Here is a 26,597-nt window from a genome sequence, read left to right as displayed (position 1 = left end):
CGCATATTTCTTCAAGACCGGGCGGCGCCGCGGCCCGCATGCTGCGGCCCATGCCCACCACCCGAACCTCCGCCCTGGGCTCGGCCCGGATGCTGGCCGTGCTGCTCACCGGGCAGGCGATGGCGTCCATGGACGGCTCGATCGTGTCGGTGGCCGCGCCCGCGATCCGCGAGCAACTCGACGCGGGCGGCACGGCGATCCAGCTCATCGTGTCGGGCTATCTGCTCACGACCGGGGTGCTGCTGGTCACCTGCGCCCGGATCGGCGACGTGATCGGGCACCGCCGCGCGTTCCTGTACGGCCTCGCGGGCTTCACCGCGGCCTCCTTGCTGTGCGGGCTGGCGCCGAACGCGCCCGTCCTCGTGCTGGCGCGCGTCGCGCAGGCCACCGGGGCGGCGATGCTGGTCCCGCAGGTCTTCGCACTGATCCAGGCGTCCTGGGACGGGGCCGCGCGGCGCCGCGCGATCGGCCTCTACAGCATGGTCCTCGCGCTCGGCGTCGCGCTGGGCCAACTCGCGGGCGGCCTGGTGGTCGGCGCCGATCTCCTCGGCCTGGGCTGGCGTCCTGCCTTCCTGATCAACCTCCCGGTCGGTGTGGTGCTGCTCGTCGCGGGATCCCGCGTCCTGAAGGACCCGGACGGCGGGCACGCCAGGCCGCGCCTCGACCTGCCGGGCGTGGGGCTGCTGACGGTGGCGATGGCCGCGACCGCCACCCCGCTGATCTTCGGCCCGGACGCGGGATGGCCTCTCTGGGCGCGCGTCTCGCTCGGTTGCGGAGCGGTGCTGCTCGCGCTGTTCGTCCGGTACGAGAAACGGCGGGGCGACCAAGACCGCCATCCGCTGCTCGACCTGGCGGTGCTGCGGCCTCGCGGGGTGAAACCGGGGCTCGCCGCCTGCTGGATCATCATGGGCTGCTACACCGGTTTCCTGCTGTGCCTGACGGTGCACCTCCAGTCGGGCCTGGGTTTCACTCCGCTGGAGGCGGGCCTGGCGTTCGTCCCGTACGCCGTGGGGTTCGGGTCGCTCAGCCTCACCTGGAACCGCTTTCCGGAAGCGGTCGGGAACGCGCTGCCCGTCGCGGGCCCGGTCGCGTTCGCGGCCGGCGCGTCTTTGCTGGTGTGGCGGGCGTCGGGCGGCTGGCCCGGTGTCGGCTCCGTCCCGTTGCTCCTGCTGGCGGGGGCGGGACACGCCGCCGGGTACAGCCCGCTGATCGCCCGCGTCTCGTCCTTTGTGGACGCCCGCCTGGCCTCCGCCCTGTCCGCGCTCAACTCCACGGGCCCGATGCTGGCCGGGGTGATCAGCGTCGCGGGGCTCGGCAGCGTGTACTTCGCCGCGCCGTCCTCGTCCACAGGGCTGTGGAGGATGACCGCCGCGATGGCCGTCCTCCTGGCGCTGGGCGCGGGTTGCGCGCTGCGGTCGATCCGGAGCGGATCCGGCGTTTCTGAGCAGTTCGGCCAAAGTTCACATGTACCAGTGCGATGTTCCCAAGACAAGCCGTGAATTTTCGCATTGCCAACGCTATGATCTCCGCGGCCACCCTGAGATGTACGGAGGTCCGCATGTCCTTACACGTTGAGCCGATGTCGCGGCGCCGGTTCCTGGGCTGGGGCGGGGCCGGCGCGGCCGCCGTCCTGCTCGGCACCGGCGCGCTCGGCGGAACCGCCGCGCACGCCTACACGCTGCGTAAGTCGGGCCTGTTCTCGCTGGGCATCGCCTCCGGGGACCCGTCCCCCAACGGCTTCGTCCTCTGGACGCGGCTCGCGCCCGACCCGCTGGCCCCCGACGGCAAGGCCGGGATGCCCGACCGCCGGATCAAGGTGGAGTACGAGGTGGCGCGCGACGAGCGCTTCAGGAAGGTCGTCCGGCGCGGCGCGGCCGTCGCCACCCCCGACCTGGGGCACTCCGTCCACCCCGAGATCTCCGGGCTCGCCCCCGGCCGCGAGTACTTCTACCGCTTCCGCGCCGCGGGGGAGATCTCACCGGTCGGGCGCACCCGCACCCTGCCCGCCGCCGGGTCGCTGCCGCGCGAGCTGAACTTCGGCATCGCGTCCTGCCAGGCATGGCAGGACGGGTACTTCACCGCCTTCGACCACATGGTCGACGAGGACTTCGACCTCATCGTGCACCTGGGCGACTACATCTACGAGTACGAGATCACCAACAACAACCGGCGCGGGGTGACCGTGCCGCCGCAGTTCGGCACCGAGACCTTCGGGCTGGACCGCTACCGGCTCCAGTACTCCCTTTACAAGAGCGAGCAGCCGCTCCAGAGGGCGCACGCCCAGGTCCCGTTCATCCACACCCTGGACGACCACGAGGTGGTGAACGACTGGGCGGCCGACACGGTCATCGCCGGGCGGAACCCCAACCCCGACCCGGCCGAGTTCGCCGCCCGCAAGGCCGCCGCCTTCCAGGCGTTCTACGAAAACCTGCCGCTGCGCCGCGCCCAGTTGCCGGCCGGGCCGAACATCCGGCTGCACCGGCGGATCGCCTACGGACGGCTCGCCGAGTTCACCATGATCGACACGCGCGGTCACCGCGACATCCAGGCGTGCTCGTACGGCAACGGGACGGGCCGCAGCAACTCCTGCGACGAGCGGTTCGACGCGGCCCGCACCATCCTGGGCGAGCAGCAGCGCCGCTGGCTGCTGAAGGGCCTGGCCAGGTCGCGGGCCCGCTGGCAGATCCTCGGCAACCAGGTCCCGATGGCCCAGACCGACTGGGACCCGAGCGAGCGCACCGACGTGTGGCTCGACCCCTGGGACGGCTACGCGGCCGACCGGAACAAGGTGCTGGCCGCCGCCCACAAGGGCGGTGCCCGCAACCTCGTCGTCATCAGCGGCGACCGCCACCAGAACTACGCCGCCGACCTGAAGGAGGACTTCGACGACCCGGACTCGCCCACCGTCGGGGCCGAGTTCGTCGGCACGTCCGTCACCAGCGGCGGCGACGGAGCCGACATCGACGACCTCGGTCGTCTGTTCCTGTCCGCCAACCCGCACCTGAAGTTCTTCAACGCCCAGCGTGGCTACATCCGGGTGAACCTCGACCGGGAACGCTGGAGGAGCGACTTCCGCGTGCTGCCGTACGTCACCAGGCCCGGAGCCCCGGTCTCGACCCGCGCGACCTACGTGGTCGAGGACCGGCGCCCCGGCGTCCAGGAGGGCTGACATGCGTGGAGGGCGGCCCCTCCGGTCGCCCCGGGCCGCCCTCCACCGGATCTCACATCACAGGCCGGATTGGGCCGTCAGCAGCGTCCTCCCATCGTCGTCGGTGAGGATCAGCTTGGCCTGGCCGCCGGGGGCGACTGTGCCGTCCAGCTTCACCGCGGTGTGGGCGCCGGCGGTGAACCTCTCGGTGTCGATCGTCCGGCCCGTGGAGACGTCCACCAGGGTGGCGCGCAGGCGCTGCCCGATGTCGGTCGGGAACACCCGCCCGCGCACGTTCCCGGACGCGTCGACCCTGACGTCTGCCGCGCCGTGGGCGGTGGCGTTGGTGATGTCGCCCAAATCCATCGTCGGCAGGTAGGTCTCGGTCCACGAGAGCGTCTGCCCGGCCTTCAGCGTGGCGGGGCTGAAGAACTTGTCGGACGCTCCCGCCCACAGCTCGATGTAGGGGCGGGCGGAGTTGCCCTTGCTGTACGGGTTGGTGTCGAACGAGGAGTTCTGGCCCCACTCCCACAGCTTCAGGCCGGGCGTCTTCTTGTTGTCGCCGACGCGGACGACGCCCTCGCTGTTCTCGTGGTTGACCACGCCCCACCAGTCGCCCTGTGGCATCGTGGCCAGGTCCTGGCCGTAGGCGATGCCGCTGCGGTCCCACTCGGACATCTTCTTGAGCCTGTCGAACTTGAGCATGCCGTCACCGGGCTGCCCGGCCGGCTCCTCCTTGCCCTCCATCCACCGGTAGCCGGGGTCCCGGTAGATCTTCTTGACCGGCGACACGATCGACATGGTGGGCGAGCCGTCGTAGGTGTCCTCGCCGGGCGCCAGCGTGGTGCACGTCCAGTACTCGAACTTGCGGTCCTGGTCGCCCGGGTTGTGCAGGCTGACCGTCATGTCGACGGTGGGCCGCCTGGCGTCCAGCGCGTAGGTCACCGAGGTCTTGATGCCCGTGGCGCCGTAGACGTACCGGGGCGGCTTGTACGGGTAGTCGACCGTGTCGGTGTTCGTCATGGTGATGGCGAACCTGTTCTTGCGGCGGTCGATGCTGAAGTCCCACGGCACGTTCCAGTACTTGCCGTGCTCCGCCTCGGTGAGCGTCGGGAACACCCCGCCCCACACCATCAGCCAGTTCTGGTAGAACGGCGAGTTGCCCGGGGTGCCGGGGGGCGTGCTGGAGTGGCCGTACGGGGTGCCGACCGGGTTGAGGTAGAACAGGTCGTGCCCGGTCGGCTTGTAGATCATGGAGAGCAGCCGGGCGCCGTACCCGGGCGCGAACGTCGCCTTGACGTACTTGTTCTCCACCACGACGGTCTTGATGGTCTGGCCGACCACCTTGTCGAAGACGCCCTCGCGCCGGACCGAGACGCCGTCCTCGCTCACCGTGTAGTCGTACCGCTGGAAGACGGTGGTGGCGTGGGTGTCGACCTTCAGGTAGTCGGGCGCCTTCGGGTCGAAGTCGTCCCCGGGCTTCTTGAACCGGCCCGGGATGGCGACGCGGGTGTCGCCGGTGGACGTGCTCGCCGCGCCCGTGACGTCGATGAGCGCGCCCTTGGTCACCGCGACGGAGCCGTGGCCGCCCGGCTTGAGCCGGTGGCCGCTGTCCAGCCGCACCACGAGCGTGGTGGCGTCGGGGAAGTACGCCGCGTCCGAACGCAGGGCCTGCGCGAAGGGAACGCCCCGGTCGGTGGTCAGGCCGGGGAACCGCAGGAAGCCGCGCACCTCGTCGTCGGTGAGCGTGGCGCCGCTGATGCCCGTGACCGTCTCCTTGACGGCCAGGTCCTCGCCGCCGCTGCGCACCTTGGCGATCCGCCGCGTGAAGCGGATCGTGATCTCGTCGCCCTGCTCGCCGGCCGTGGCCCCGGCGATCCGCGGGGGCGCGTACGCGCCCCCGCCCGCCCGGACGTCCGACTCCACCGCCTCGGCGGCCGTGCCGGCGCTGCCGGTCAGCCGCAGCGCGGGCGCCAGGCTCAGCCGGTACGCCGCGTCCCGGTCCAGGTCGGCGCCGAAGAACAGCCGGTAGGTGCGCTGGTCGGTGCCCGGCACGTGCTCCACGTACACCGGGTGGACGGTCGTGTCGCCGTCCTTCAGCGCGATGTCGGTCTGGCTGTAGGCGCCGCGCGGCATGCCCGACCAGATGCTGGTGCCGAAGGTGACCTCGACGGTGCGGGCGTCCCGTATCGCGGCGGACGAGACCGCGACGGGCGCGGCGTCCCTGGCCGTCCCGCGGAAGGGGATCTCCGCCGTGGACGTCCCCGGCAGCACACCACCGTCGGCGGCGCGGAAGAACAGGTCGGCGAGCGTGTCCTGCCCGCCGTCGAACCGGATCTTGTAGGTGCGGTCCTCCAGGCGGGTGTCGCCGCCCAGGACGACCCGCAGCGTGCGCCGGTCGGGGGTGTCGACCGGGCGCACCGTGGTGCCCGCGATCTGCGACAGCGGCCGGCCGTCCAGCGTGATGTACTGGCCCGCGTACGCGGTGTTGGCGGCCGTGAACTGGCGGATGTCGTCGCCCAGCGCCTTGTTGAACGTGATGTCGATCGACTTGTCGTCACGCGCGGAGACCTTGGTGACGCGCAGCGACGGCTTGGCGGAGTGCTCGGACGGCTTCGCCTGGGCCAGCACGGGCGCGGGCAGCGCGACGGCGGTCCCCCCGGTCGCGGCCAGGGCCAGCGCGGTCACCAGCGAGGCGCCGCGCATCCGGCTTCTGCTCATCGTTCTCATGGGTGTTTCTTCAGCTCCCTATTTCTTCGGGACGTAGAGACGGATGTCGGTCAGGCTGGCGCTGCCCTCGTACACGTTGGTGTAGAGGTCGCCGATGACGAAGTAGTCGGGGTAACCGGACCCGGCGGGCCACTGGTCGGGCCATTCCCGGGTGCCGTTGTAGTCGTTCTGGACGAGGGTGTTGTTGAACCGCCCGTCGTACTCGCTGGGCTTCTGGTTGTAATGCCAGATCGGCGCGTTGCCGACGATGAACGGGCGGTGGAAGCGCAGCTTCTTGTAACCGACCCGGGCGAAGTTGCCGGCCGCCTCCAGCGTGTAGCCGGTGGCGTCACGCTCGATCGCGAAGGTGTACTCGGTGTTCGGCATCAGCTCGGGCTGGAGCTCGGCCGCCGAGGAGAGCTGCTGCTCGGCCACGCCGCCCGAGCAACTGGTCATGAACCACTGCGAGTTGCCGGCCAGGCCGCCCTTGCCGGGACGCCAGTTCGGCAGCCCGCTGATCCACATGTTGACGGTGTTGAAACTGCTGTCGCGGTAGTTGTAGTACTCGCCGGTGTTCGAGTTGCAGACCCGCCCGCCGGTGCCGTTGCCGACCCGGTCGGGATGCTGCGCGAACCCGTCCATCAGAACCTTGCGGCGGTAATGCCAGAAGTGGTTGTTGCGCGGTGCCGGATTGGCGAAGTCGACGATCGCCATGTAGTGGAATCCGTTGTAGCCGTACCGGCCCGCGCGCACGTCCTGCCATTCGCAGTACGGGGCCGAGGCGTCGCCCTCCCAGCCCGGACTGTCGGAGCCCTCGCCCCACGGGTGCTGGGTCTTGCAGCCTTCCTTGCTGTAACCGTTGATCCGGCCGTCGTACTCGATGGTCCCGTTGCGCTTGCCGCCGAAGTCGACGGTGGTGAGCTTGTACTCGACCCGGTACCGCTCCGGCAGCTTGTTGGTCGGCCGGAAGATCGCGCCGCCGGTGTGGTCGGGCACCTTGATCTCCGCCACCTTCCGGCCGTTGGGCAGCGTCCGGTTGGTGATGGAGGGCGGCGCCTCGATCCGGCCGTCCTTGTTCCAGTCCCTGGCCGACAGCGACGCGGTCAGCCAGCCGTCCTTGCCGACCCGGAACTCCTTGCGGTACGTGGCGAAGGAGTTCAATTGCTGCTCCCACACCGGGCCGTAGTCGTTGCGGTACCACTCGCCGTTGTCGTCCATGACGGTGTCGAACGGATCGTCGTAGGCTTCCCGGATCCACGGCGCGTCGCCCAGCGGCTTGGTGAAGTTCTCCGAGTAGAGCAGCTTCCAGCCGGGATGCGGGCCGTGCCCCCCGCGGTCGGCGCTGGCCGGCATCGCGCCGCTCAGCGCTGTGGCGCCCAGGACGCCGACGGTGAGGGCGGCGCACACCGTCCTGCGTCGGCCTGTCGGGATGGGAATGGTGCGCTTGCGCATGTGAATCCTCCTCCTTGGGGGGTGAACGGGAGAATCTGACAAGGCTTCGCCCTGGGTCCGGCCATGACGGACGGACCCAGCGGGTGGTGGGTTCGATGGGTTATGCCGTGGCGGCCACTCGCGCGACCTCGTCGGCGGTCGGATACGAACGCGCACACCCCGGATACCGGCAGGACAGCGCCGCCGCGATCACGGCCGTCTCCAGCGCCTCGGCGGGACGGGCGCCGGCCAGCCGCCGGGCCAGGTACGTCCCGGTCAGCGCGTCGCCGGCGCCGGCGGTGTCGACGACCCGCACCGGGGGAGAGGCGACCCGGTGCTCCGCGCCGTCGGTCAGGACGAGCGCGCCGGCCGCGCCGTCGGTCAGCACGATCTCCCTCGGCCCGTCCCCGAGCGCGTCCCGGACCCGGTCCGGTTCGCCCGTCCCGAGCAGCGCGCGGGCGTCCTCACCGGACAGGACCACGATGTCGGCGGCGCGGGCGAACCGCAGGCCGCGCTCCGGGTCGGGCCGCAGCGACGGCCGGTGGTTGACGCAGAACGTCACGGTGACGCCCCGCTCCCGGGCCAGGTCCGCCGCCCGTTCGGCGGCACGGGCGGACGAACCCGAGATCGCCAGGGAGATGCCGCTGGTGTGCAGCGCGTCGGCGCCCTCCAGCAGGCCCCCGTCCACGTCCTCCTCTCCGAGCAGCGACGCCGCCGAGTTCGACCTGTAGTAGTGGAAGCGGTGCTCACCGGCCCGCACCGCGTTGACGTACACGCCCGTGGGAGCCGAGGCGTCGACGGTGACCCGGTCCACGTCGACGCGGGCGCGCCGCCAGAAATCCATCAGCAGCCGGCCAGGTGCGTCCTCACCCACCCGGGTGAGGAGCCGCGCGGTGGCACCCATCCGCGCGGCCATCACCGCCACGTTGGCGACGTCCCCGCCGAACCCGCGGCCGAGGTAGTCCGGCGGCAGGTCGCCCCGCACGCCGACCTCCAGCAGCCCCTCGCCGACGGCGACGATGACCGGCTTGTCCCCGCTCAGAAAAGGCTCCGTGGGTTGTGGTACTGCGCGACGTTGTCCTTGGTCACCACCGGGGCCTCCAGCGGCGTGTCCTTCTGGGGCGTCGCACCGCCGAGGATCGCCATCATCCGGTTGAGCCCGGCGCGCCCGATGGTGTCGGCGTTGTTCACCGCGGTGGCGGCGTAGTTGGTGCCGTTCTTGATGGCCTGCAGCGCCTCCTTCTGGCCGTCCACGCCGACCAGGAACATCTCGTCGCTGCGCCCGGCGTCGCCGATGGCCTTCTGCGCGCCCAGGCACATCGAGTCGTTCTCGCAGAACACCGCGTCGATCTTGCTGTTGCGGGCGAGCAGGTTCTCCATCACCTTCAGGCCGCCGTCGGAGCTCCAGCCGCCGAAGTCCGGCGCCTCGATCACCTTGATGCCGGGCGACTGCTTCAGCACGCTCTTCAGCCCGTTGGTGCGGTCGAGGCCGATGGTGTTGTCGGCCGGGCCGCCCTTGATGATGGCCAGGGTGCCGTTGCCCTTGAGGCGGTCGACGATGTACTTACCGTCGTTCTGCCCGCCCTGGGTGTTGTTGGGGCCGATCCAGCTCGTGTACTGGCCGCCGGCGAACTTGCGGTCCACCAGGACCGACGGGACGTCCTTCTGCTTGATGGCGTTCATCGCGGCGGGCGCGGCGTTCAGCGGGCCGCCGGAGATGATGACGCCGTCGACGTTCTGCGTGAGCAGGTTGTTGATGTCGCTGGTCAGCTTGTTGGCGTCGCCCTGCGCGTCGGTGGTGATCAGCTTGACGTTGGTGTAGGTCTTGGCCTCGGTCTCGATGGCCTTGGACATCGCGATGAAGTACGGGGCCTGGAGGCTGAAGTTGGCGACACCGATGGTGATCTGCTTCTTGGCGCCGCTACCGGACTCGTCGTCCGAGCCGCCGCAGCCCGCGGCGAACGTCAGGGCCAGCGCACCCGCCAGCGCGCAGCCGACGATTCTTCTCATGGTCGTTCCTCCGGTCAGGGGTGGTGAAAGGGTGGGATAGGGGGCGGCGCTAGGTCTCCTGGCGCTCGCCACGGCGGGCCAGGATGGCGACCGCGATGATCAGTCCCTTGAGCACCTGCTGCCAGTAGCTCTGCACGTCGTACAGGCTCAGCAGGTTGTCGATGAGGCCGAGCAGGACCACGCCGGCCAGCGTGCCGCCGATGGTGCCGCGACCGCCGGCCAGGCTGGCGCCGCCGATCACGCACGCGGCGATGGCGTCCAGCTCGAAGCCCTGGCCGACGCTGGGCTGCGCGATGCCGACGCGGGACGCGAGGATCACCCCGGCCACCCCGGCGCACAGCCCCGACAGCGCGTACGCCAGCACGATGTGCCGCTGCACCTTGACGCCCGCGAGCCGCACCGCCTCCCGGTTGCCGCCGATGCCCAGCAGCGCCCGCCCCGCGGGCGTCCGGTTGATCAGCACCCAGCCCAGCGCGAACAGCACCAGCGTGATGATCGTCGCGATCGGCACCGGGCCGAGGTTCTCCGCGCCGAGGGTGAGGAAGTCGGGCGTCGTCGGCGTGATCGGCGTCCGCGAGTAGACATAGGTGAGCCCGCGGAAGGTGGTCATCGCCGCCAGCGTCACCACGAACGGCGCCAGCGAGTACCGGGCGATCAGCGTGCCGTTGATCGCCCCGCACAGGACGCCGACGCAGATCGCGGCGAGGATCGCCACCGGAAGCGGCAGCCCCTCCACCAGCCCGGCCGACAGGATGCCGGTGAGCGCCACCACCGAACCGACCGACAGGTCGATCCCGCCGGTGAGGATGACGATCAGCATCCCCAGCGACAGCAGCCCGGTGGTGACCATCTGCCGCAGCAGGTTGGTGAGGTTGCCCTCGGTCAGGAACGCGTCGTTGGTGACACCCGAGACCACGATCACCATCAGCGCCGCGGCGACCAGCCCGAGGTTGGCGTACGGGACGCGCCCGCCCAGCCCCTTCCGCACGGCGGCACCCGCCTCATCCTGAGCGCCCGCCACAGTCTTCACTTCACTCATGCCGCCACCCCCACGGAATGCGCCAGTACCTCGTCCTCGGTGGTGTCGGCCGAGCGGACCTCGGCGACCAGCCGGCCCTCGCGCATCACCAGCACGCGGTCGGTGGCGCCGATCACCTCGGCCAGGTCGGAGGAGATCAGCAGGATGGCCACGCCGTCCCGGGTGAGCTCGTCGATCATCCGGTAGATGTCCACGCGGGTGGCCATGTCGACGCCCCGGGTGGGCTCGTCGAAGATCAGCACGCGCGGCCGGGTGAGCAGCCACTTGGCAAGCACGACCTTCTGCTGGTTGCCGCCGCTGAGCCGGCCGACCGGCATCGTCGGACGCGGCGGGCGGATGTCCAGCCGCTCGATCATCCGCCGCACGGTGCCGTCCCTGCGGCCGGGGTCCAGCAGGCCGTGCCGGCTCACCTGCCGCATCGTGGCGAAGGTGGCGTTGTCGGCGACGTTCATGCCGAGCACCAGTCCGGTGTCCTTGCGGTCCTCGGTGACCAGCGCGACCCCGGCCGCGATCGCCTCGCTCGGCGTGCGGAAGCCGACCGGCCTGCCGTCCAGCTCGATCGTCCCGGTGTCGGGGCGGTCGGCGCCGAACAGGCAGCGCGCGACCTCGCTGCGGCCGCTGCCGACCAGCCCGAACATCCCGACGATCTCGCCGGCGGCCAGGTCGAACGACACCCCGCCGAACGCCCCGTCCCGGCCGAGATCGCGCACGGACAGCAGCGGCGCGCCGGGCGCGGGCTCGCGGTCGGGGTAGATCTGCTCCAGCCGGCGCCCGGCCATCAGCGTGATGATCTCGTCCTCGCTGGTACGGGCGGGTTCCAGGGTCTCCACCACCCTGCCGTCCTTGATCACGGTGATCCGGTCGGCGATCTCCATCACCTCGGCCAGCCGGTGCGAGACGTACAGCACCGCGACCCCGCGCTTCCGCAGCACCCTGATCAGGTCGAACAGCCGGTCCAGATCGGACCCGGCCAGCACCGCCGACGGCTCGTCCAGGACGAGCAGCCGGGGCTCGCCGGCCAGCGCCTTGGCGATCTCGACCATCTGCCGGCGCGCCACCGACAGCCTCCCGGCCGTGGCGCGGGGGTCGATGTCGGTGAAGCCGATCTCGTCCAGCAGCGCCCGGACACGGGCGTGCGCCGCGCCCCAGTCGATCATGCCGCGTGTGGTGGGCAGCGCGCCGAGCAGCACGTTCTCGGTCACCGTCATCTGCGGGACGAGGCTGAGCTCCTGATAGACGGTGCGGAACCCGCGGTCGTGCGCGTCCTGCGGGCTGTGCAGCCGCAGCGGCTCACCGTCCAGGACGATCTCCCCGCCGTCCAGCGGCGCCGCCCCCGCCAGCACCTTGATGAGGGTGGACTTGCCCGCGCCGTTCGCGCCCGCGATCGCCAGCACCTCGCCGCCCTCGACGGTCAGGTCGACGCCGTGCAGCACCTCGACGCCGCCATAACCCTTGCGCAGACCTTTGAGTTCCAGCCTCATGACAGGGCGTCCATGACGATGATGGTCTTCTGCTCGGTCATCTCCAGGAGCGTGTCGTGCAGCCCTTCCCGCGCCCCACCCGTCAGCTTGGGCCCGCCGAACGGGAGGTTCTCCGCGCGCAGCGCCGTGGAGCCGTTGATCACCACGCCGCCGACCTCCAGACGGCTCGCCAGGCCGAACGCGCGTTGCACGTCGCGGGTCCAGATCGCGGCCTGCAACCCGTACGGGGACGCGTTGGCCAGCTCCACCGCCTCCAGCGGGTCGCCGACCCGCAGCAGCGGCGCGACCGGGCCGAAGATCTCCTCGGCCACCGCCTCCTCCTCCGGCGAGACGTCCACCAGCACGGTCGGCGGGACGAACGCGCCGTCGCGCGGGCCGCCGACGACGGGCTTGGCGCCGCCGCGGACCGCCGCGTCCACCGCCTCGGCCACCGCGATCGCGGCGGGCTCGGTGATGAGCGGCCCGACGTCGGTGGCCTCGTCGAGCTGGTCGCCGAGGAGCAGTTCCCGCGCCCGCGCCTCCAGCGCCTGCGCGAACGCGTCGTACACGCCGTCCTCGGCGTAGATCCGCTTGACGGCGCAGCAGATCTGGCCGTTGCCGCGGGCGAGCCGCCCCAGCACCACGGCCTCGGCGGCGCGTTCCACGTCGGCGTCCGCGCACACGATCAGGGCGTCGTTGCCGCCCAGCTCCAGGTGCGTGCGCTTGAGCGTTCCGGCGGCCAGCTCGGACAGGGCGCGTCCGGCGGCGGTGCTGCCGGTGAGGCTGATCATCTGCACGCCGGGCGTGGACGCCAGGAACCGGGCCAGCTTCGGCCCGCCGGGCACGAGCCGGTGCGCCTCGGCGGGCACACCGGCCTCGGTCACGATCCCGGCGATCTCCATCAGCGTGAGCGGGCACTTCTCGGGCGGCTTGACCAGCACCGCGTTGCCGGCGGCCAGCGCCGCCGCGGCCTTGTGCGCGTACAGCTCGACCGGGTAGTTGAACGGGACGATCGCCGCGACCACCCCGAGCGGTTCCCGCACGGTGACGGCCAGGTGCCGTTCCAGGCCGGGGACGGTGTCCAGCGGGATCTGCCGTCCGAAGATCCGGGTCGCCTCGCCGGCGAAGCCGCGGAAGATCCGGATCGCGGCGGCGACCTCCTCGCGGGTCTGCCGGATCGGCTTGCCGTTCTCGGCGGCCAGCGTCACGGCCAGCTCGGCGGCGCGCCGCTCGATGCCGTCGGCGACGGCGTTCAGCATGCGGGCCCGCTCGTGCGCCGGGGTCGCGGCCATCGCGCGGCGCCCGCGCTGCGCCGCCTCGACCGCCTGCCGCGCCTGTTCCTCGGTGAGGACCGGCATCTCGCCCAGGAGCGCCCCGTTCCCCGGGTTGTGGACGGGCAGGCTCCCGTCGGTCGGCTGGTTCCCCAACATCGGCTCCCCAAGCTTCGTGCTATCTCGTGCTGCGTTCTGTTACGTGAAACGGCATCTCGTGTTATAAAACAACCGGAACATTAAGTCTGGGGGTGCACGCTGTCAATGGGCGAAGATCGGATCGATGACCGCCCGGGTTCCGATGCCGATGAGCAGCGGCGGGGCGGACGCTCGTCCTCGGCGGGCAACGCGGTGAGCAAGGCGCTGAACGTCCTGGAGGCCGCGGTGGCCGGAACCGGTCCACGGCGGCTGGCCGACATCGCCGCCGACTCGGGCGTGCCCAAGGCCAGCGCGCACCGCATCCTGGCCGCGCTCAACGAGCTGGGCTTCATCGCGAACGAGGGCGACGGGACCTACCGCGCCGGCACCCGCATGCTCGCGCTGGCCGAGGAGGTCAGGGCGGTCGGCGGCGCGGGCGTCGGGGAGATCCTGGCGGACCTGTCCGCCGAGGTCGGTCAGACCGTCCACCTCGCGCTGCGCGGCGGCGACCACGCCGTCTACGTGCACAAGGTCGAGGCCGACCAGCCGTACCGGATGGCCTCGCGGGTGGGCATGCGGCTGCCGCTGCACAGCACCGCCATCGGCAAATGCGTGCTGGCCCACCTGCCCGAGCAGGAGCTGGCGGCGATCCTCGCCAGCGCCGGCATGCCCGCCAGGACCGACCGCACCATCACCGACCGGGCCCGCCTGGACGAGGAGCTGGCACGCATCAGGGAACGCGGCTACGCCATCGACGACGAGGAGAACGAGCAGACCATCCGCTGCATCGGCGCGCCGGTGTTCGACCGCGGCGGCGCCGTCGCGGGCGGCGTGAGCATCTCGACGGTGACGTTCATGGTGCCGACCGAACGGCTCGTCTCGTTCGCCCCCGCGCTGCGCGTCACGGCCGCCAAGCTCGCCGCGCTCTGGTGAGCCCTGCCCGGCTTCCCAGCGACCGCCCGGCCGCTTCGTGCAAGCCCGCTTCGGGACGTGCGGCGGCTCCGTATCATCGCGTGCGTGCGCCGGACGTACAGCTACCGCAACGCAGTGGCCTTGCTCGGCGGCGAGAGCGCTCTCTCCGGCCTCCTCGACAAGGTCTCCGCCATCGCCCTGTTGGGCACGGGCTCGTTCGACCTGCTGGACGCGCGCATGGAGGCGTCCAGGCTGGCCGACTCGTTCATCAGGAACCTGCGCGACCGGGTCAAGGGCCTGGCCAGGTACGACCGGACCGACCGCCTCATCGCCGCGCACGGCGTCGTGGTGGTCACCTCCTACTTCGAGGCCCTGGGGGACCTGAACCTCCGCGTCGCCCGATCCCTGGACGAGCGGGATCGGGAGAGGCTGGTCAACCGGGACCCGATCGGCCACTGGGTGGAGCAATTGATCGCCGCCGAGCTTCCCCTGCCCTCCCCGCAGAACCCGCACGAAACGCTGCTCGTCCAGATCGAGGAGTTCTACCGGCGCTTCTCCGCCGATCTGATCTCGCTGGTCTCCGGCCTTGAGCTGTGGAGCCGCTGGAACGCGACGGAGCGGGGTCTGGTGAGACACGAGCTGGAAAAGACGCTTCCCGCCGCCGCCCGCCGCCGCTACGAGGAGTACTTCCGCCAGCTCGTGGCGGATTTCCCCGAGGTCGAATGCTGGGTGAACCTCTCCGAGCACGAGGCCACGCGCCAAACCGTGCGCCGCCTCCAGGAGAGCCTGTCCGGCCTCCAGGACCGGCTCGTCCGGATCGCCTCGGGACGCACGCCGTCCGACCGTCTCGACGCCCTGATCCGCGAGAGCCGGGCCGCGCTCTCCCGGAAGATCGTCTCCGCGGACGAGGTCCCCGAGGGCCTCGCGATCCCGATGCTCGGCCAGGCGTACGTCAACCCCGGCTTCAAATTGCTGCCCTCGGGGAGCGGCGACCGTCGTCCCGCGGACGAATCGGCCTGGGAAGAGGTGGCGCGCCGCGACGACCTCAACGACTTCCTGTCCGGGTATCTGACCCTGCCGCAGGCCACGCAGGCGCCGCTGCTGATCCTCGGCCAGCCGGGCGCGGGCAAGTCGGTGCTGACCAAGATGCTCGCCGCGCGGCTGCCACCGGGCGACTTCCTGCCGCTGAGGGTCGAACTGCGCACCGTCCCCGCCGACAGCGAGCCGCTGGGGCAGATCGAGCACGCGATCAGAGACGCCCTGGACGAGACGATGCCCTGGCCCGAACTCGTGCAGGTCGCCCAGGGCGCGCTTCCTGTCGTGATGATGGACGGCTTCGACGAACTGCTCCAGGCGACCGGCGTGAGCCAGAACGGCTACCTGGAGAAGATCGTCGACTTCCAGGAGCGCCAGGCCGAACGCGGACGCCCGGTGGCGGTCATCGTCACCAGCCGCACCGCCGTTGCGGACCGCGCGCGGGTGCCGAAGGAGACGCCGGTGCTCCGCCTCGAACCGTTCAGCCCCGAACAGGTGGACCACTGGACCGAGATCTGGAACCGGTGCAACGAGCGGTATTTCGCCGACCATGGGCTTGAGCCCTTGTCGCCCGACGACGTGCGCGCCGTCCCCGATCTGGCGAGCCAGCCCCTCTTGCTGCTCATGCTCGCGCTGTACGACGCTGACGCCAACGCACTCCGGCAGGCCGGCGGCCACCTCGACGAGGCCGAACTCTACGAACGGCTCCTTGTCTCCTTCGCCAAGCGGGAGGTACAGAAGGGCGACAAGGACCTGGAGGACGCCGAGCTCACCCGGTTGATCGAGAACGAACTACGCAAACTCGCCGTTACCGCGTTCGCGATGTTCAACAGGGGGCGCCAATGGGTGACTCAGGAGGATTTGAACGATGACCTGAACGCGCTGAAGGTGGTCACACCCGTGGCCGCTCGCGAGACCGGCGACTTCCGCCGTTCCCTGTCGGCGGCCGAAAGCGTCATCGGCGGGTTCTTCTTCGTCCACCGCGCGCAGGCGCTGCGCGACGAACAGCGCCTGAAGACCTACGAGTTCCTGCATGCCACGTTCGGCGAGTATTTGGTGGCGCGCCTGGTCGCCCGTGAGCTGGCCCAGTTCGCGGAGGAACTGGAGTTCGCGCGGCTGCGTGACCGGTTGGACCGCCGCCCCGATGACGCCTTCCTGCACGCGCTGCTTTCGTTCGCGGTGCTCACCACCCGGACCAATATCGCCCCGTTCTTGCGGTACGGGATCGCGAAGAGGGTGCCCGCGGACAAGAGGGATCTCTTGCTGAAGTATCTCTGCGAGCTTTTCGCCGGCTCCCTGGAGACCCGCACCGGGAACACCTTCGGCGACTACCGTCCCGTCCATGCTCTCGCGCCGCGCGGATACGCCGTGTACAGCGCCAACCTGCTCCTTCTCTGCGCTGTCGTGGCCGATCGGCCGCTGACCGGAAACGAATTGTTTTGCACCGGCGACGCGAACAAATCGCACGTCCGGTGGAATTCGTGCATCAACCTGTGGGAGTCGCAGTTCAGAGACGAAGAATGGATATCGCTGACACGCACCTTCACACCTGGGTATCCGGGAGATGACGAAACCAAGTTACTGACACTGAGTATGGATGATGTCGGTCGTGTCAGGGTCAGAACGCTGCATCCGTTCCTCTCGCGGCTGCTGGGCGAAGAGAAGGATGTGGTGATCCCGGTCGATGCGGGAGGGTACTCCCGAGAGGTTCTCTTCGGCCTTAGAGCCTCGGAGCTCAATCTTCTGGTGGCCTTGCTGCCCTATCTAAAATATATCGACCCGGGGATGGTCGGTGGAGGGTTTGTTTTCGACTCTTCTTCTTCTAGAATAGAACATACCGCTAAAAGCCTTCTGGAGTTGCTTCTGGCTCCTGTGGAGGACGTGGAGGAAAGGGTTCAGACATATAAAGATGCCTTCATCTTCATTGAAGGGCGGAGTGAACGGTACGGCGACCTCGTCCTGAAGCAGTTGGGTGAAGATTTCGACCTCCTTTCCGGTGAAGACCTTCTCCGTGTGATGGCTGTAGCGCCCGTTACCGAGGGGTTCAACCGGAGGCAGCTTCACACCCTCCAGCGGCTGCTCCAACGGCTCGTGGACCGGGCCGACGTCGATCCCGATCGCCTGCGTGAGGTGCACGACAGGGTGACCCGGGCCATCCGCCAGGAAAAGCTCACGCCCTCGACGAGTGAGGGCGTGAGCTTCAGCGCGCACCCCGCGGTGATGATCGCGTGGCCGAAAATGCGTGATTGATCACGACCGAAGCGGTGGACATTCCGTTACCACGGGCGGCCGAAAGCGGTCGTCGGTTCGAAGTCCTGCCCATCGGGGTTGACCGCCCAACCCCACGGCGCTGGACTGGTCATCGCCGTTGTTCGCGGCTCTCCATGGCCCGCTCCCAGCGATTCGGCGAGTTCAGGCGCGACCCTTCACGGGGCAGGGGGACATCGGATGAACGGCTGGCGACTGCACGGGTACACCGAGGTCGGGGAGCTGGGCTCGGGGGCGCAGGGACGGGTGGTGCTGGCCCGGCGCGACGGCACCCGCGGCTATGTCGCGATCAAATACGCGGCGGCGGACGGGAACCGCGTGCCGACCCGTGACGAGGCCCGTCTCATGGCGGCGGTCGACGACGAGCATGTGGCCCGCTTATACGAACTCGTCGAAGGCCCCGGCGGCGTGGCGATGGTCATGGAAGCGGTCGAGGGCGTCTCACTGAAAAGGCTGCTGCGCGAGCACGGTTCTCTCGAACCCGAGGCCGCGTTGCTGGTCCTGAAGGGGTCCCTGCTGGGGCTGGCGGCGGCGCACGAGGTCGGCATCGTGCATCGCGACTACAAGCCTTCGAACGTGATCGTGCGCCGTGACGGCACCAGCAAGCTGATCGACTTCGGGCTGGCGACCCCGGCCGGGCAGGGCTCGCTGACCGGGACGCCCGCGTACATGGCGCCCGAGCAGTGGACCGGGGCGCCGGCGTCGCCCGCCACCGACGTGTACGCGGCGACCTGCGTGTTCTACGAGTGCGTCGCGGGCGGGCCTCCGTTCACCGGGGACAACCCGATGGCGCTGATGGCGCAGCACACCAGCGCGCAGGTGCCGATCGGGGCCGTGCCCGTGCCTCTGCGCGAGCTGGTGGCGCACGGGATGGCCAAGAACCCCAAGGCCCGTCCCGCGACGGCCGCCGAGTTCCTTCGCGAGCTGGAGGCGGCGGCGGTGGCCGAGTACGGCGAGGACTGGGAGCGCCGTGCCCTGGTCATGCTGGCGGGCGCCGCGTTGGCGCTGGCGGCGCTGTTCCCGCAGGCTCTGGCCACCGGCACGGCGGGCAGCGCGGTCGCGGGCAGCGCGTTGGGCCGCAGCACCGTCCGCAACCTCCTGCGGGGTGGACGGCACACCGCGAAGAACCTCTCCAAGCTCCAGATCCTGTCCGGGGCGGCGGCGTTCGTCGTGGTCGCGGGCGCCACCACCGCGATCGTCCTGGCCGGTGTGGGGGACGATTCCCGCGATCCGATCGCCCTGACCAAGCCGAGCCCGTCGGCGGCGCCGACCGTTCCCGTCACGGCCCCGTCGGGCACGCCCACGCCCAGCCCATCCGCTTCCCCGGCCGAGTCGCCCACGGAGCCGCCACAGGCCACCGAGCTGCCGCAGCCGACCGGCCCGCCCCAGGCCACGCAGACGCCCCAGGGCGCGGAGCCATCGCAAAGCCCGGGGACCTTCGGGGCACCGGAGGGTCCGGCTCCGGGCACCCCGCCGCCCCCGCCCGTGACGCCGCCCTGCCCGGAGGTGACGCAGGCGGCGCAGACGATCGGCCCGGTGACCACGGGCGGCACCGCGTCGAAGACGATCCCGATCCAGTGGAGCGGCTGCTACACCGCGTCCGGGATGCGGATCACGGGTCCCGCGGCCTCCGCGTTCAAGATCTCCTCCACCACCTGCCCGCCCGCGTCCGGGACGTCCTGCACGGTCACCGTCACCTACACCGCGACGGCCGGGTCCACGGCCACCGGCGCCCTGGTCATCCCGGCGCAGGACGGGGCGACCGCGGTGACCGTCCCGCTGACCGGCCCCGTCCCCGCCGACTGCGTCCCGATCAGCCGCACGGAGAGTCTCGGTGCGGTGCCGGTCGGACGCTCGGTCCAGCGCGAGTTCTCCTACCCGTGGCTGATCTGCGACAACGAGGCGGCCATGCGGGTCGAGGGCGGCGCCGGGCAGTTCTCGGTGACGCTGACGAACTGCCCGCCCGAGGGCACGAGCGGTCCGTGCTTCTACCGGGTGACGTTCTCCCCGAAGAGCGCGGGCGCCCACTCCGCCAGAATGATCATCCCGAGTGACGAGGGCGGACACGCCGTCGAGATCACCCTCACCGGCACCGGCACGGATGGAGGCGACGGCTCCGGTACCGAGAACGGGACGGGCAAGGCCCCGGCGACCGGACCCGCCCCAGGTGGGGACACGGGAACGGCCAAGCCGAAGCCGTCCCCGTCAGGCCCGGACCCGCAGCCGCAGGAGCCCGCGCCCGAGCCGTCCCAGCCCAAGCCCGCCGAGCCCGAGCCCGAGCCGGTTCCGTCCACCATGCCCCCGCAGCAGGAGGTGGAGTCGGCCGTCCAGCCCTTGACCGCCGAGGCCGGATGAGCGCAGGGGACCTGCCGGCCGCGGCCTGGCCACGGGAGCCGGGCGACCCGGCGGCGTTCGGCCCGTACGAGGTGGTGGGCTCGCTCGGCGAGGGCGGGATGGGCCGGGTGTTCCTCGGCCGTGCCCGGGACGGCGCGCTCGTCGCCATCAAGGTCGTGCGGGAGGAGCTGGCCGCCGACGAGGAGTTCCGCCAGCGGTTCAGGCGGGAGGCCGGTGCCGCCATGCGGGTCCCCAGATATTGCACCGCGGAGGTCCTCGCCGCCGACCCGGACGCCCCCGAGCCGTACCTGGTCACCGAGTTCATCGACGGCCGGACCCTGGAGGAGGCGGTGCGGTCCGGCGGCCCGCTGCGCGGCGCCGACCTGGACCAGCTCGGGGTCAGCGTCGCGGCGGCGCTGGTGGGCATCCACGGCGCGGGGATCATCCACCGCGACCTCAAGCCGGCCAACGTGCTGCTGTCGCGGGTCGGGCCGAGGGTCATCGACTTCGGGGTGGCGGGCGCCGCGGACGTGACCCGCCTCACCCGCGACGGACGGATCCTCGGAACGCCCGCCTACATGGCCCCCGAACAGCTCCAAGGCCGTCCGGTTCCCGCGTCCGACGTGTTCGCGTGGGGCGGCGTGATGCTCTTCGCCGCCACGGGCGACCGGCCGTTCGGCGGCGGCACGCTGCCCGACATGGCGATGCGGATCATGCAGGACACGCCGGACCTCACCGGGCTGACCGGGACGTTGCGCGCGGCCGTGGCGGCGGCGATGAGCAAGGATCCCGCCGAACGGCCCTCCGCGGCACGGCTGCTGGAACTCCTTGGGGTGAACGCGTCGGGCGACATGGTGCGTACCCGCATCGACCGGCCCGTCCTGCCCCTCCCGGCCGCGCACACGGCCCCGGCCACGGGCACACCCCACGGACAGGCGCCTCAGGACGGGACGACCCAGCCGGGCACGGCCGTCTCCGAGCAGCCGACGACCCCCGAGCAGCCGACGACCCCCGGGCAGCCGACGACCCCCGGGCAGCCCGAGGACGAGGGCTCGTTGCCCGGCGACTGGCGGACCACCTGGACGCCGCCGCCGTCCCGCACCCTCAGGCGCCGCCGCAGGAGAAGGCGCGCGCTGTCGCTGGCCACGATCCTGCTGAGCCTCGCCGTCATCGGCGGCGCCGCCGCCTGGACCGTACTGCGCGACCGTCCGGCCGAGCTGGTCGTCACCGGTGTCAGCGTCCGCGCCGACCGGGCGAAGGCGGGGTGCGACGCGCACGTGGAGGTGACCGGGACCATCACGACCAACGGCGAGCCCGGCCGGATCGCCTACCAGTGGCAGCGCAGCGACCAACCCGCCCCCGACCCGCCGCTCCAGCAGGACGTGGGGGAGGGACGCGACACCGCCACCGTCCGCCTCGGCTGGGACATCGAAGGCAGGGGAACGCGGGCCTTCACCGCGACCCTCATCGTCTTGAACAGCCCCACCGCGCAGGGGTCGGCGTCGTTCGAGTACTCCTGCGAGCGCTGATCGCCCGCCCCTACTGGGGTTACTCGTCCACCCAGCGGTGCTTCTGGGCCAGGGCCAGGATGCCGTCGCGCAGCCGCAGCATCTGCGTGCCGGTCAGGTCGGGGCTGCGTTGCAGGAACAGTTCGGTGAGCTCCTGCCGGAACTCGCCGGGGGTCAGCACGTCGCACAGCCCGTCGTCATTGAGCGGGACGGTGGAGCGGGACGGCTCGGTAGCGGTGGCCGTGCGGGCGCCGCCGCCCGCCAGCCGCACCGCGAACGCCTTGGGCCCCCGCTCGCCCTCCATCGCCTCGAACTCGACGGCCGTTCCGGGGCCGAACGCCGACTTGTCGTCCCCGAGATCATTAGCGTGCACGAACACATCCTGCCCGCCGTCATCGGGGACGATGAATCCATAGCCCCGCACTTCATCGAATCGCAGAATTCGTCCCGACCGCCGCACCATCGTCCCATCGACCAAAGCAATCCCCGGCCGCCGGCGCTCGTTCGTCCCCTGGAGCCGCCCGCGGCTGCTACCTAAGACCAGACGCAGCCTAGCACCTTGTCAAGGGTGCGGTGCGCTGCGCAAGCGGCGCCCTTGCGACCTCTCCGACATCCCTTCCAGCGGACGCCGAAATGGTCGTTCCGCACGCCGATGCCCGCGCGGGAACCCTGTACCAAGCCGCGGAGCGCTCCCCGCGGCGCTGATCATTTCGCTCGCCGGTCCCGGGCGACTAAGCCACCGGAAAGCCCGCCGCGGCAATTCCGGAAATGGCGGCATGGCCGTTTGCGGCCGGTCGGCCGGTACGGCGCGGCGGCGGGGACGTCCCCGCGGCGCGGTAAGGGACGAGCCGCCGCCGTCGCCGGGCCCCGAGCGGGAAGGCGCACGGCGACGGTGCGGCCCGCCCCGGCTCGATCCTGCCAGGTCAGTGCCTGCGACCGCTCTTCAACGCGGCCAGCGAGGCGAAGTACGCGGGCTTCTTGGCGTAGTTCTCGTCGAAGACGAGGGCGGCGCCCTCGCCGGGGAAGAAGTCCGGCACCCACGAGTACTTGTCCGTCACGCCCCACAGCGTCACGCCCCGGCAGCGCCGGACGGCGACGCACGCGGACACGACCTTGGTGTAGTCGGCGGCCTGGGCGGCCAGCTTCTCGGGAGTGGCCGGGGTGGGCATCCGGATGTCCAGCTCGGTCACGTACACGTTGACGCCCAGCCTGGCGAACCGCTCCATGTTCTGCCGGATGTCGGACGGGACCTGTCCCAGGATGAGATGCCCCTGCATGCCGACGCAGTCGATCGGGACGCCACGGCGCTTGAAGTTTTTGACCATGGCGTACACGGCGTCGCTCTTGGGGTTGATGCCGTCGATGTTGTAGTCGTTGTAGCAGAGCTCGGCCTTGCGGTCCGCCCTCCGGGCCGCCTTGAACGCCTCCTCCAGATACTCGTCGCCGATGACGTTCTGGAAGATCGTGGCCCGCCGCGCCGCCTGCGGGCTGTCGTCGAACGCCTCGTTCACCACGTCCCAGGACCGCAACTGCCCGCGGTAGTGCCCGGCCACCGTGGCGATATGGCGGCGCATCACGGACAGCAGCTCGTCGCGGTCGGTGATCTCGTTGACCCAGGGCGCGAGCTGGCTGTGCCACACCAGCGTGTGCCCGTGGACCCGCATGCGCTCCTTCTTGGCGTGCCGTACCAACTCGTCGGCCGGGGCGAAATCGAACTGGCCAGGGGCCGGTTCCGTGGTCTCCCACTTCATCTCGTTCTCGGGCGTGAGCTGGTTGAACTCGCGGTCGAGCGTGGCGCGGTAGGCGGCCTCACCCATGTGGACCACGGTGGCGGCCGCCCCGATGTCCCGGCCCGTACGGGCGGCGGCGTCCTGCAACGTTCGCGGCGCCTTGTGCTTGTGGTGGCCGTCGTGCGCCGAGGCGGTGGTCGCTCCGCCCGCCATCAGGCCGGCGGTGAGCGCGCCCGCTCCGAGCACCGCGATGAGCGCTCTCTTCATGGACGTGTCCTCTCTCGGGAAGGGGAGCGGCGGGGGGCGGGGATCACCGGCCGTGCCTGACGCGCAGGCTCTCCGGCGGGCCGAGGTAACTGGCGGGCAGGCCGCCGGTGTCGATGACGACCTTCTGCACCACCACGGTCGGGTCCACCATCCAGACCTTCACGGTGTGCCGGCCGGGCGCGGCGATCTGGTGCGTGGTGACGGTCCGGTTGACGTTGTCGGAGGTGTTGCGCTCCCACTGACGGTTCATGGCCGTGTCATCGGCCCCGGTCGCCCGGGTGATGTTCACGACCTGCGGCGTGCCGCCGTCCACCGACACCGCGTAGCGCAGGCCGTCGGGGTTCAGGACGGGGTTGCGCGGCGACAGGTACACCCAGATCTTGACCGGGCCGGTCGTGAACAGCGTGGTCTCGTACTCCAGGCGCGGGCCACGGCCGGGCTGCCGGCTGGGCGCGGTCACCGGGACCGGCGTCATGCCCGCGTCGGTCCGCCCGATGCCGGGGATCCGCTTCCAGGAGGCCGCCGACGTCCCGACCGCGCGGGTGTAGCCGTCGCCGTCCATCGACACGTAGCCGCCGGCCTCGACGAACCCGCTGAGCCGTCCCGCGTCCGGCTTCGTGACGACGGCCTCGACCGTCACGGTGCGGCCGGCGCCCGTGACCGTGATCGGGACGCGGGTCGTGCCCTTGGGAGCGCGGTCCCAGTCGATCCGCACGGTCGCGCGGATCTGCTTGCCGACCCGCCCCTTGGCGGGAGTGACCTTCACCCACGGCCGGGACGGCGTGATCCGGTAGTCGAACGGTGTCGCGCCGCGGTTGAACACCTCGATGTACTGGTCCGGGCCGCGCCGGTACGGGCTGAACTCGGGCAGGACGGCCGTGCCCTGCTCGTCCGGCCACCACTTGTCGGAGCCGTCGATGCCCACGCCCATGTCCGCGCCGTTCGGGACGGTGTGCCGCTGGACCGGCGGGAAGATCTCGTCGGGGAGGGCCTCGTTGTTCAGCTCGGGCTGCTGCCAGGGCGCGTTCGGGCCGTACCGTTCGACATCGCCGTACCCGAGGACGGGCTGGGTCTGGAAGTCCTTCCACTTACCGCCCGCCAGACGGTTGTTGTAGTAGTCGTTCATCGCCTTGAGCTGGTCGAACTTCCTTTCGGCCAGATCGGCGTAGTCGTTGGTCGCCGCGCGTCCCTGCCGGGCGTACAGGATGCTGGTGAACTCGGCCTGCCGGATCTCGTACACCAGCGACGTCGCCTTCACCTGGTAGTAGACGAGCTGGTAGAAGGCGTCCTGATCGGGGCCGGGTATGCGGCGGCGCAACCGGTCTGCCTTGGCCGCCAAACGCCGCCACCGCTCGGTGACCGCGTCCATCTCCTGGTGCTGGTTGAGGTGGTACGGGGTCTGCTTGTCGTCGTAGACCACCGCGCTGGGATCGGTGCTGAGATCCTTGTCCGGGTCGACGGTGATGCGCCGGTTGGTCAGCTCGGGCTTGCGCAGCGCCTGAAGGTCGCCGTACTCGTGCAGCACCTCGGCGATCTCGGCGGCGTTCCTGGTGCCGAAGTTCCGCGCCGCGTAATCCCGCTCCCACGCGCCCAGGCTCTCCAGCGGGTACCTGCTCGGGTCCCACGCGTAGTCGAGGAAGAACTGAAGCGGCATCTCCTGGTTCTTCATGTCGCCGACGTTGACGACCCACAGGTTCCTGATGCCGTACTGGTACGACTGGTGAAGCTGCTCCCAGGTGTTGGCGAGCTGGGTGGTGTCCACCCACTTGTAGTTGCGGCCGCCGCCCACGTAGTCGTAGTGGTAGTACAGCCCGTACCCCCCGGAGCGCGGCGGCGCGCTGAGGTCGGGCATCTTGCGCATGTTGCCCCAGTTGTCGTCGGCGTAGACGACCGTGACGTCGTCGGGCGCGCGCAACCCCCGGTCCCAGTACCGCTGGACCTCCTTGTAGAGCGTCCACACCTGCGGGGTCTCCGACGCCGGCCTGCCGGTCTCCTCCTGGATGATGCGGCGCTGCGTGGCGATGATGTCCTGCATCAGCTCGATGGCGTCGCCGTCCGGCAGGCTGGTGTCGCCGTTGCCGCGCATGCCCAGCGTCACCACGCCCTCGAAGCCCTGCTGCACCTTGCGGCGGATGCCCTCGCGCCAGTACGCCTCGATGGCCGCCCGGTTGCGGCGGAAGCTCCACTCGCCTGTGCCGCCGTACGGGTCGTGACCGGGTTCGACGATGTTGCCGTCCGCGTCACGCACGGCCGCCTTGGCATGCCGGTTCCACTCCTCGATGCCGCGCATCATGGGCGCCTCGTGCGAGGTCCCCATCACCACGCCGTACTCGGACGCGGTCGCGTGGTTGCGCGGGTCGTCCTCCGCGAACGCCCGTCCCCACACGGCGGGCCACAGGTAGTTGGCCTTCAGCCGCAGCATCGTCTCGAAGACCTTGGCGTACAGCTCGCTGGTGAAGCCGCCCGGGTGGCCGGGGGCATGGCCGTCGCCGAAGAACCCGCGCGCCCACCGTCCCAGCGCGGGGTTCTCGTCGTTGATGAAGAAGCCGCGGTACTTCACCGCAGGGGTTCCCTGGGTATGCCTGCCCGGCTTCACGTACAGCGCGTCGCTCTTGCGCGCGGGGACGTCGTCCCACCAGTACCAGGGGGACACGCCCGCGTTCCTGGAGACGTCGTAGACGCCGAAGATGGTGCCGCGCTGGTCGCTGCCCGCGATGACGAACGCGCGCTCCACGCCGGGCATCGGGTCGTCCACCACCTGTTGCAGGGAGGTCTCCCACTTGCCCGCGATGCCGTTCACGTTCAGCTTCCCGGCGCGCACCAGGCCGTCGATGAGCGGGCTCTTGCCGATCGTCCCGACCAGGACCACGGCGTCCTTCCGCGGCACCGCGCCGGTCGAGACGGCCGGCCGCACCCCGGTCACCCGCTCGATGTCGGCGCGCAGATCACCGGCCACGCGCACGACGCCCCGGTGGTCCTGGCCGCTCACCACGATCGGCGCGGCCTTGCCCTTCGCGACCAGGGGGAAGTAGCCGGGTCCCGGACGCCCGGAGAGGTAGGAGGTCGGATTCCCCTCGGGTTCGTCCCGTCCGGGAGCCTTGGCGGCGGCCGTCGACCCCGCCGTCACGATCACGGCCGTCGCCACGGCCACCAGGCGCCTCCAGGTCCCGCCCATCGGCGTCTCCTTAGCTCGGGAGCAGACATCGAAAGTTTTCGATACCTTTCGGAAGTCGGTGTGACCGTAACCACAACAGGCGCGACCGTCAACCATACGGAAACACCATCGAGGTACACTCCACGGCCCGCAGAGGCGTTCTCGAAAATTTTCGGCACATCC

The 26,597-nt window shown here is 70.6% G+C and carries 16 protein-coding genes; 6 read left to right on the top strand and 10 right to left on the bottom strand.

Going from position 1 to position 26,597, the window contains the following annotated elements:
* Positions 1-50: 50 nt before the first annotated feature.
* Together QSK21_RS01635 and QSK21_RS01630 are read left to right on the top strand one after the other, a co-directional pair.
* A complete protein-coding gene (locus tag QSK21_RS01635) occupies positions 51-1,499 on the top strand; it encodes an MFS transporter (protein ID WP_285693039.1) in 1,449 nt (482 codons plus the stop codon).
* A 59-nt stretch (positions 1,500-1,558) separates the two neighbouring features.
* Complete coding sequence (locus tag QSK21_RS01630) at positions 1,559-3,169, top strand: alkaline phosphatase D family protein (RefSeq protein ID WP_285693037.1); 1,611 nt, start codon at positions 1,559-1,561, stop codon at positions 3,167-3,169.
* A gap of 57 nt (positions 3,170-3,226) precedes the next feature.
* Here the strand turns inward: QSK21_RS01630 and QSK21_RS01625 are convergent, their stop codons facing one another.
* The 7 genes from QSK21_RS01625 to QSK21_RS01595 form a co-directional block, all read right to left on the bottom strand.
* Positions 3,227-5,878, bottom strand: a complete 2,652-nt coding sequence (locus QSK21_RS01625; RefSeq protein WP_285693035.1) for a DUF5107 domain-containing protein — start codon at positions 5,876-5,878, stop codon at positions 3,227-3,229.
* A gap of 18 nt (positions 5,879-5,896) precedes the next feature.
* Entirely contained in the window at positions 5,897-7,309 is a 1,413-nt protein-coding gene (locus QSK21_RS01620; RefSeq protein ID WP_285693033.1) for a hypothetical protein, read from the bottom strand.
* Between the two features lie 100 nt (positions 7,310-7,409).
* A complete protein-coding gene (locus QSK21_RS01615; protein WP_285693032.1) occupies positions 7,410-8,273 on the bottom strand; it encodes a sugar kinase in 864 nt (287 codons plus the stop codon).
* 53 nt (positions 8,274-8,326) lie between these two features.
* Entirely contained in the window at positions 8,327-9,298 is a 972-nt protein-coding gene (locus QSK21_RS01610; protein WP_285693030.1) for a substrate-binding domain-containing protein, read from the bottom strand.
* Positions 9,299-9,347: 49 nt separating this feature from the next.
* The gene (locus QSK21_RS01605) at positions 9,348-10,337 is read right to left on the bottom strand and encodes an ABC transporter permease (protein WP_285693028.1); all 990 of its coding nucleotides are present in this window, start codon (positions 10,335-10,337) and stop codon (positions 9,348-9,350) included.
* The gene (locus tag QSK21_RS01600; RefSeq protein WP_285693027.1) at positions 10,334-11,818 is read right to left on the bottom strand and encodes a sugar ABC transporter ATP-binding protein; all 1,485 of its coding nucleotides are present in this window, start codon (positions 11,816-11,818) and stop codon (positions 10,334-10,336) included. The genes QSK21_RS01605 and QSK21_RS01600 overlap by 4 nt, the downstream gene beginning before the upstream one ends.
* A complete protein-coding gene (locus QSK21_RS01595) occupies positions 11,815-13,227 on the bottom strand; it encodes an aldehyde dehydrogenase family protein (protein ID WP_285693025.1) in 1,413 nt (470 codons plus the stop codon). Before QSK21_RS01595 ends, QSK21_RS01600 begins: the two co-directional genes overlap by 4 nt.
* A gap of 105 nt (positions 13,228-13,332) precedes the next feature.
* Here QSK21_RS01595 and QSK21_RS01590 point away from each other — a divergent pair, with 105 nt between their 5' ends.
* The 4 genes from QSK21_RS01590 to QSK21_RS01575 all read left to right on the top strand — a co-directional run bounded on the left by QSK21_RS01590 (position 13,333) and on the right by QSK21_RS01575 (position 21,284).
* Positions 13,333-14,139: an IclR family transcriptional regulator gene (locus tag QSK21_RS01590; RefSeq protein WP_285693023.1), complete on the top strand. Its 807-nt coding sequence runs from the start codon at positions 13,333-13,335 to the stop codon at positions 14,137-14,139.
* Between the two features lie 84 nt (positions 14,140-14,223).
* A complete protein-coding gene (locus QSK21_RS01585; RefSeq protein WP_285693021.1) occupies positions 14,224-17,403 on the top strand; it encodes an NACHT domain-containing protein in 3,180 nt (1,059 codons plus the stop codon).
* 198 nt (positions 17,404-17,601) lie between these two features.
* The gene (locus QSK21_RS01580; protein WP_285693020.1) at positions 17,602-19,776 is read left to right on the top strand and encodes a serine/threonine-protein kinase; all 2,175 of its coding nucleotides are present in this window, start codon (positions 17,602-17,604) and stop codon (positions 19,774-19,776) included.
* Positions 19,773-21,284 carry a serine/threonine-protein kinase gene (locus QSK21_RS01575; RefSeq protein WP_285693018.1) on the top strand — a complete coding sequence of 504 codons (1,512 nt, stop codon included), beginning with the start codon at positions 19,773-19,775 and terminating at the stop codon, positions 21,282-21,284. Before QSK21_RS01580 ends, QSK21_RS01575 begins: the two co-directional genes overlap by 4 nt.
* Before the next feature lie 19 nt (positions 21,285-21,303).
* Here QSK21_RS01575 and QSK21_RS01570 read toward each other — a convergent pair whose 3' ends face one another.
* The 3 genes from QSK21_RS01570 to QSK21_RS01560 all read right to left on the bottom strand — a co-directional run bounded on the left by QSK21_RS01570 (position 21,304) and on the right by QSK21_RS01560 (position 26,435).
* Complete coding sequence (locus tag QSK21_RS01570; RefSeq protein ID WP_285693319.1) at positions 21,304-21,726, bottom strand: cold shock domain-containing protein; 423 nt, start codon at positions 21,724-21,726, stop codon at positions 21,304-21,306.
* A 460-nt stretch (positions 21,727-22,186) separates the two neighbouring features.
* A complete protein-coding gene (locus tag QSK21_RS01565; protein WP_285693016.1) occupies positions 22,187-23,260 on the bottom strand; it encodes a glycoside hydrolase family 10 protein in 1,074 nt (357 codons plus the stop codon).
* A 43-nt stretch (positions 23,261-23,303) separates the two neighbouring features.
* Entirely contained in the window at positions 23,304-26,435 is a 3,132-nt protein-coding gene (locus QSK21_RS01560) for a glycosyl hydrolase 115 family protein (RefSeq protein WP_285693012.1), read from the bottom strand.
* Positions 26,436-26,597 lie beyond the last annotated feature (162 nt).

The organism is Actinomadura sp. NBRC 104412 (genome assembly GCF_030269515.1).
Classification (GTDB): domain Bacteria; phylum Actinomycetota; class Actinomycetes; order Streptosporangiales; family Streptosporangiaceae; genus Spirillospora.
This window is presented reverse-complemented; position numbering and strand designations above follow the sequence as displayed.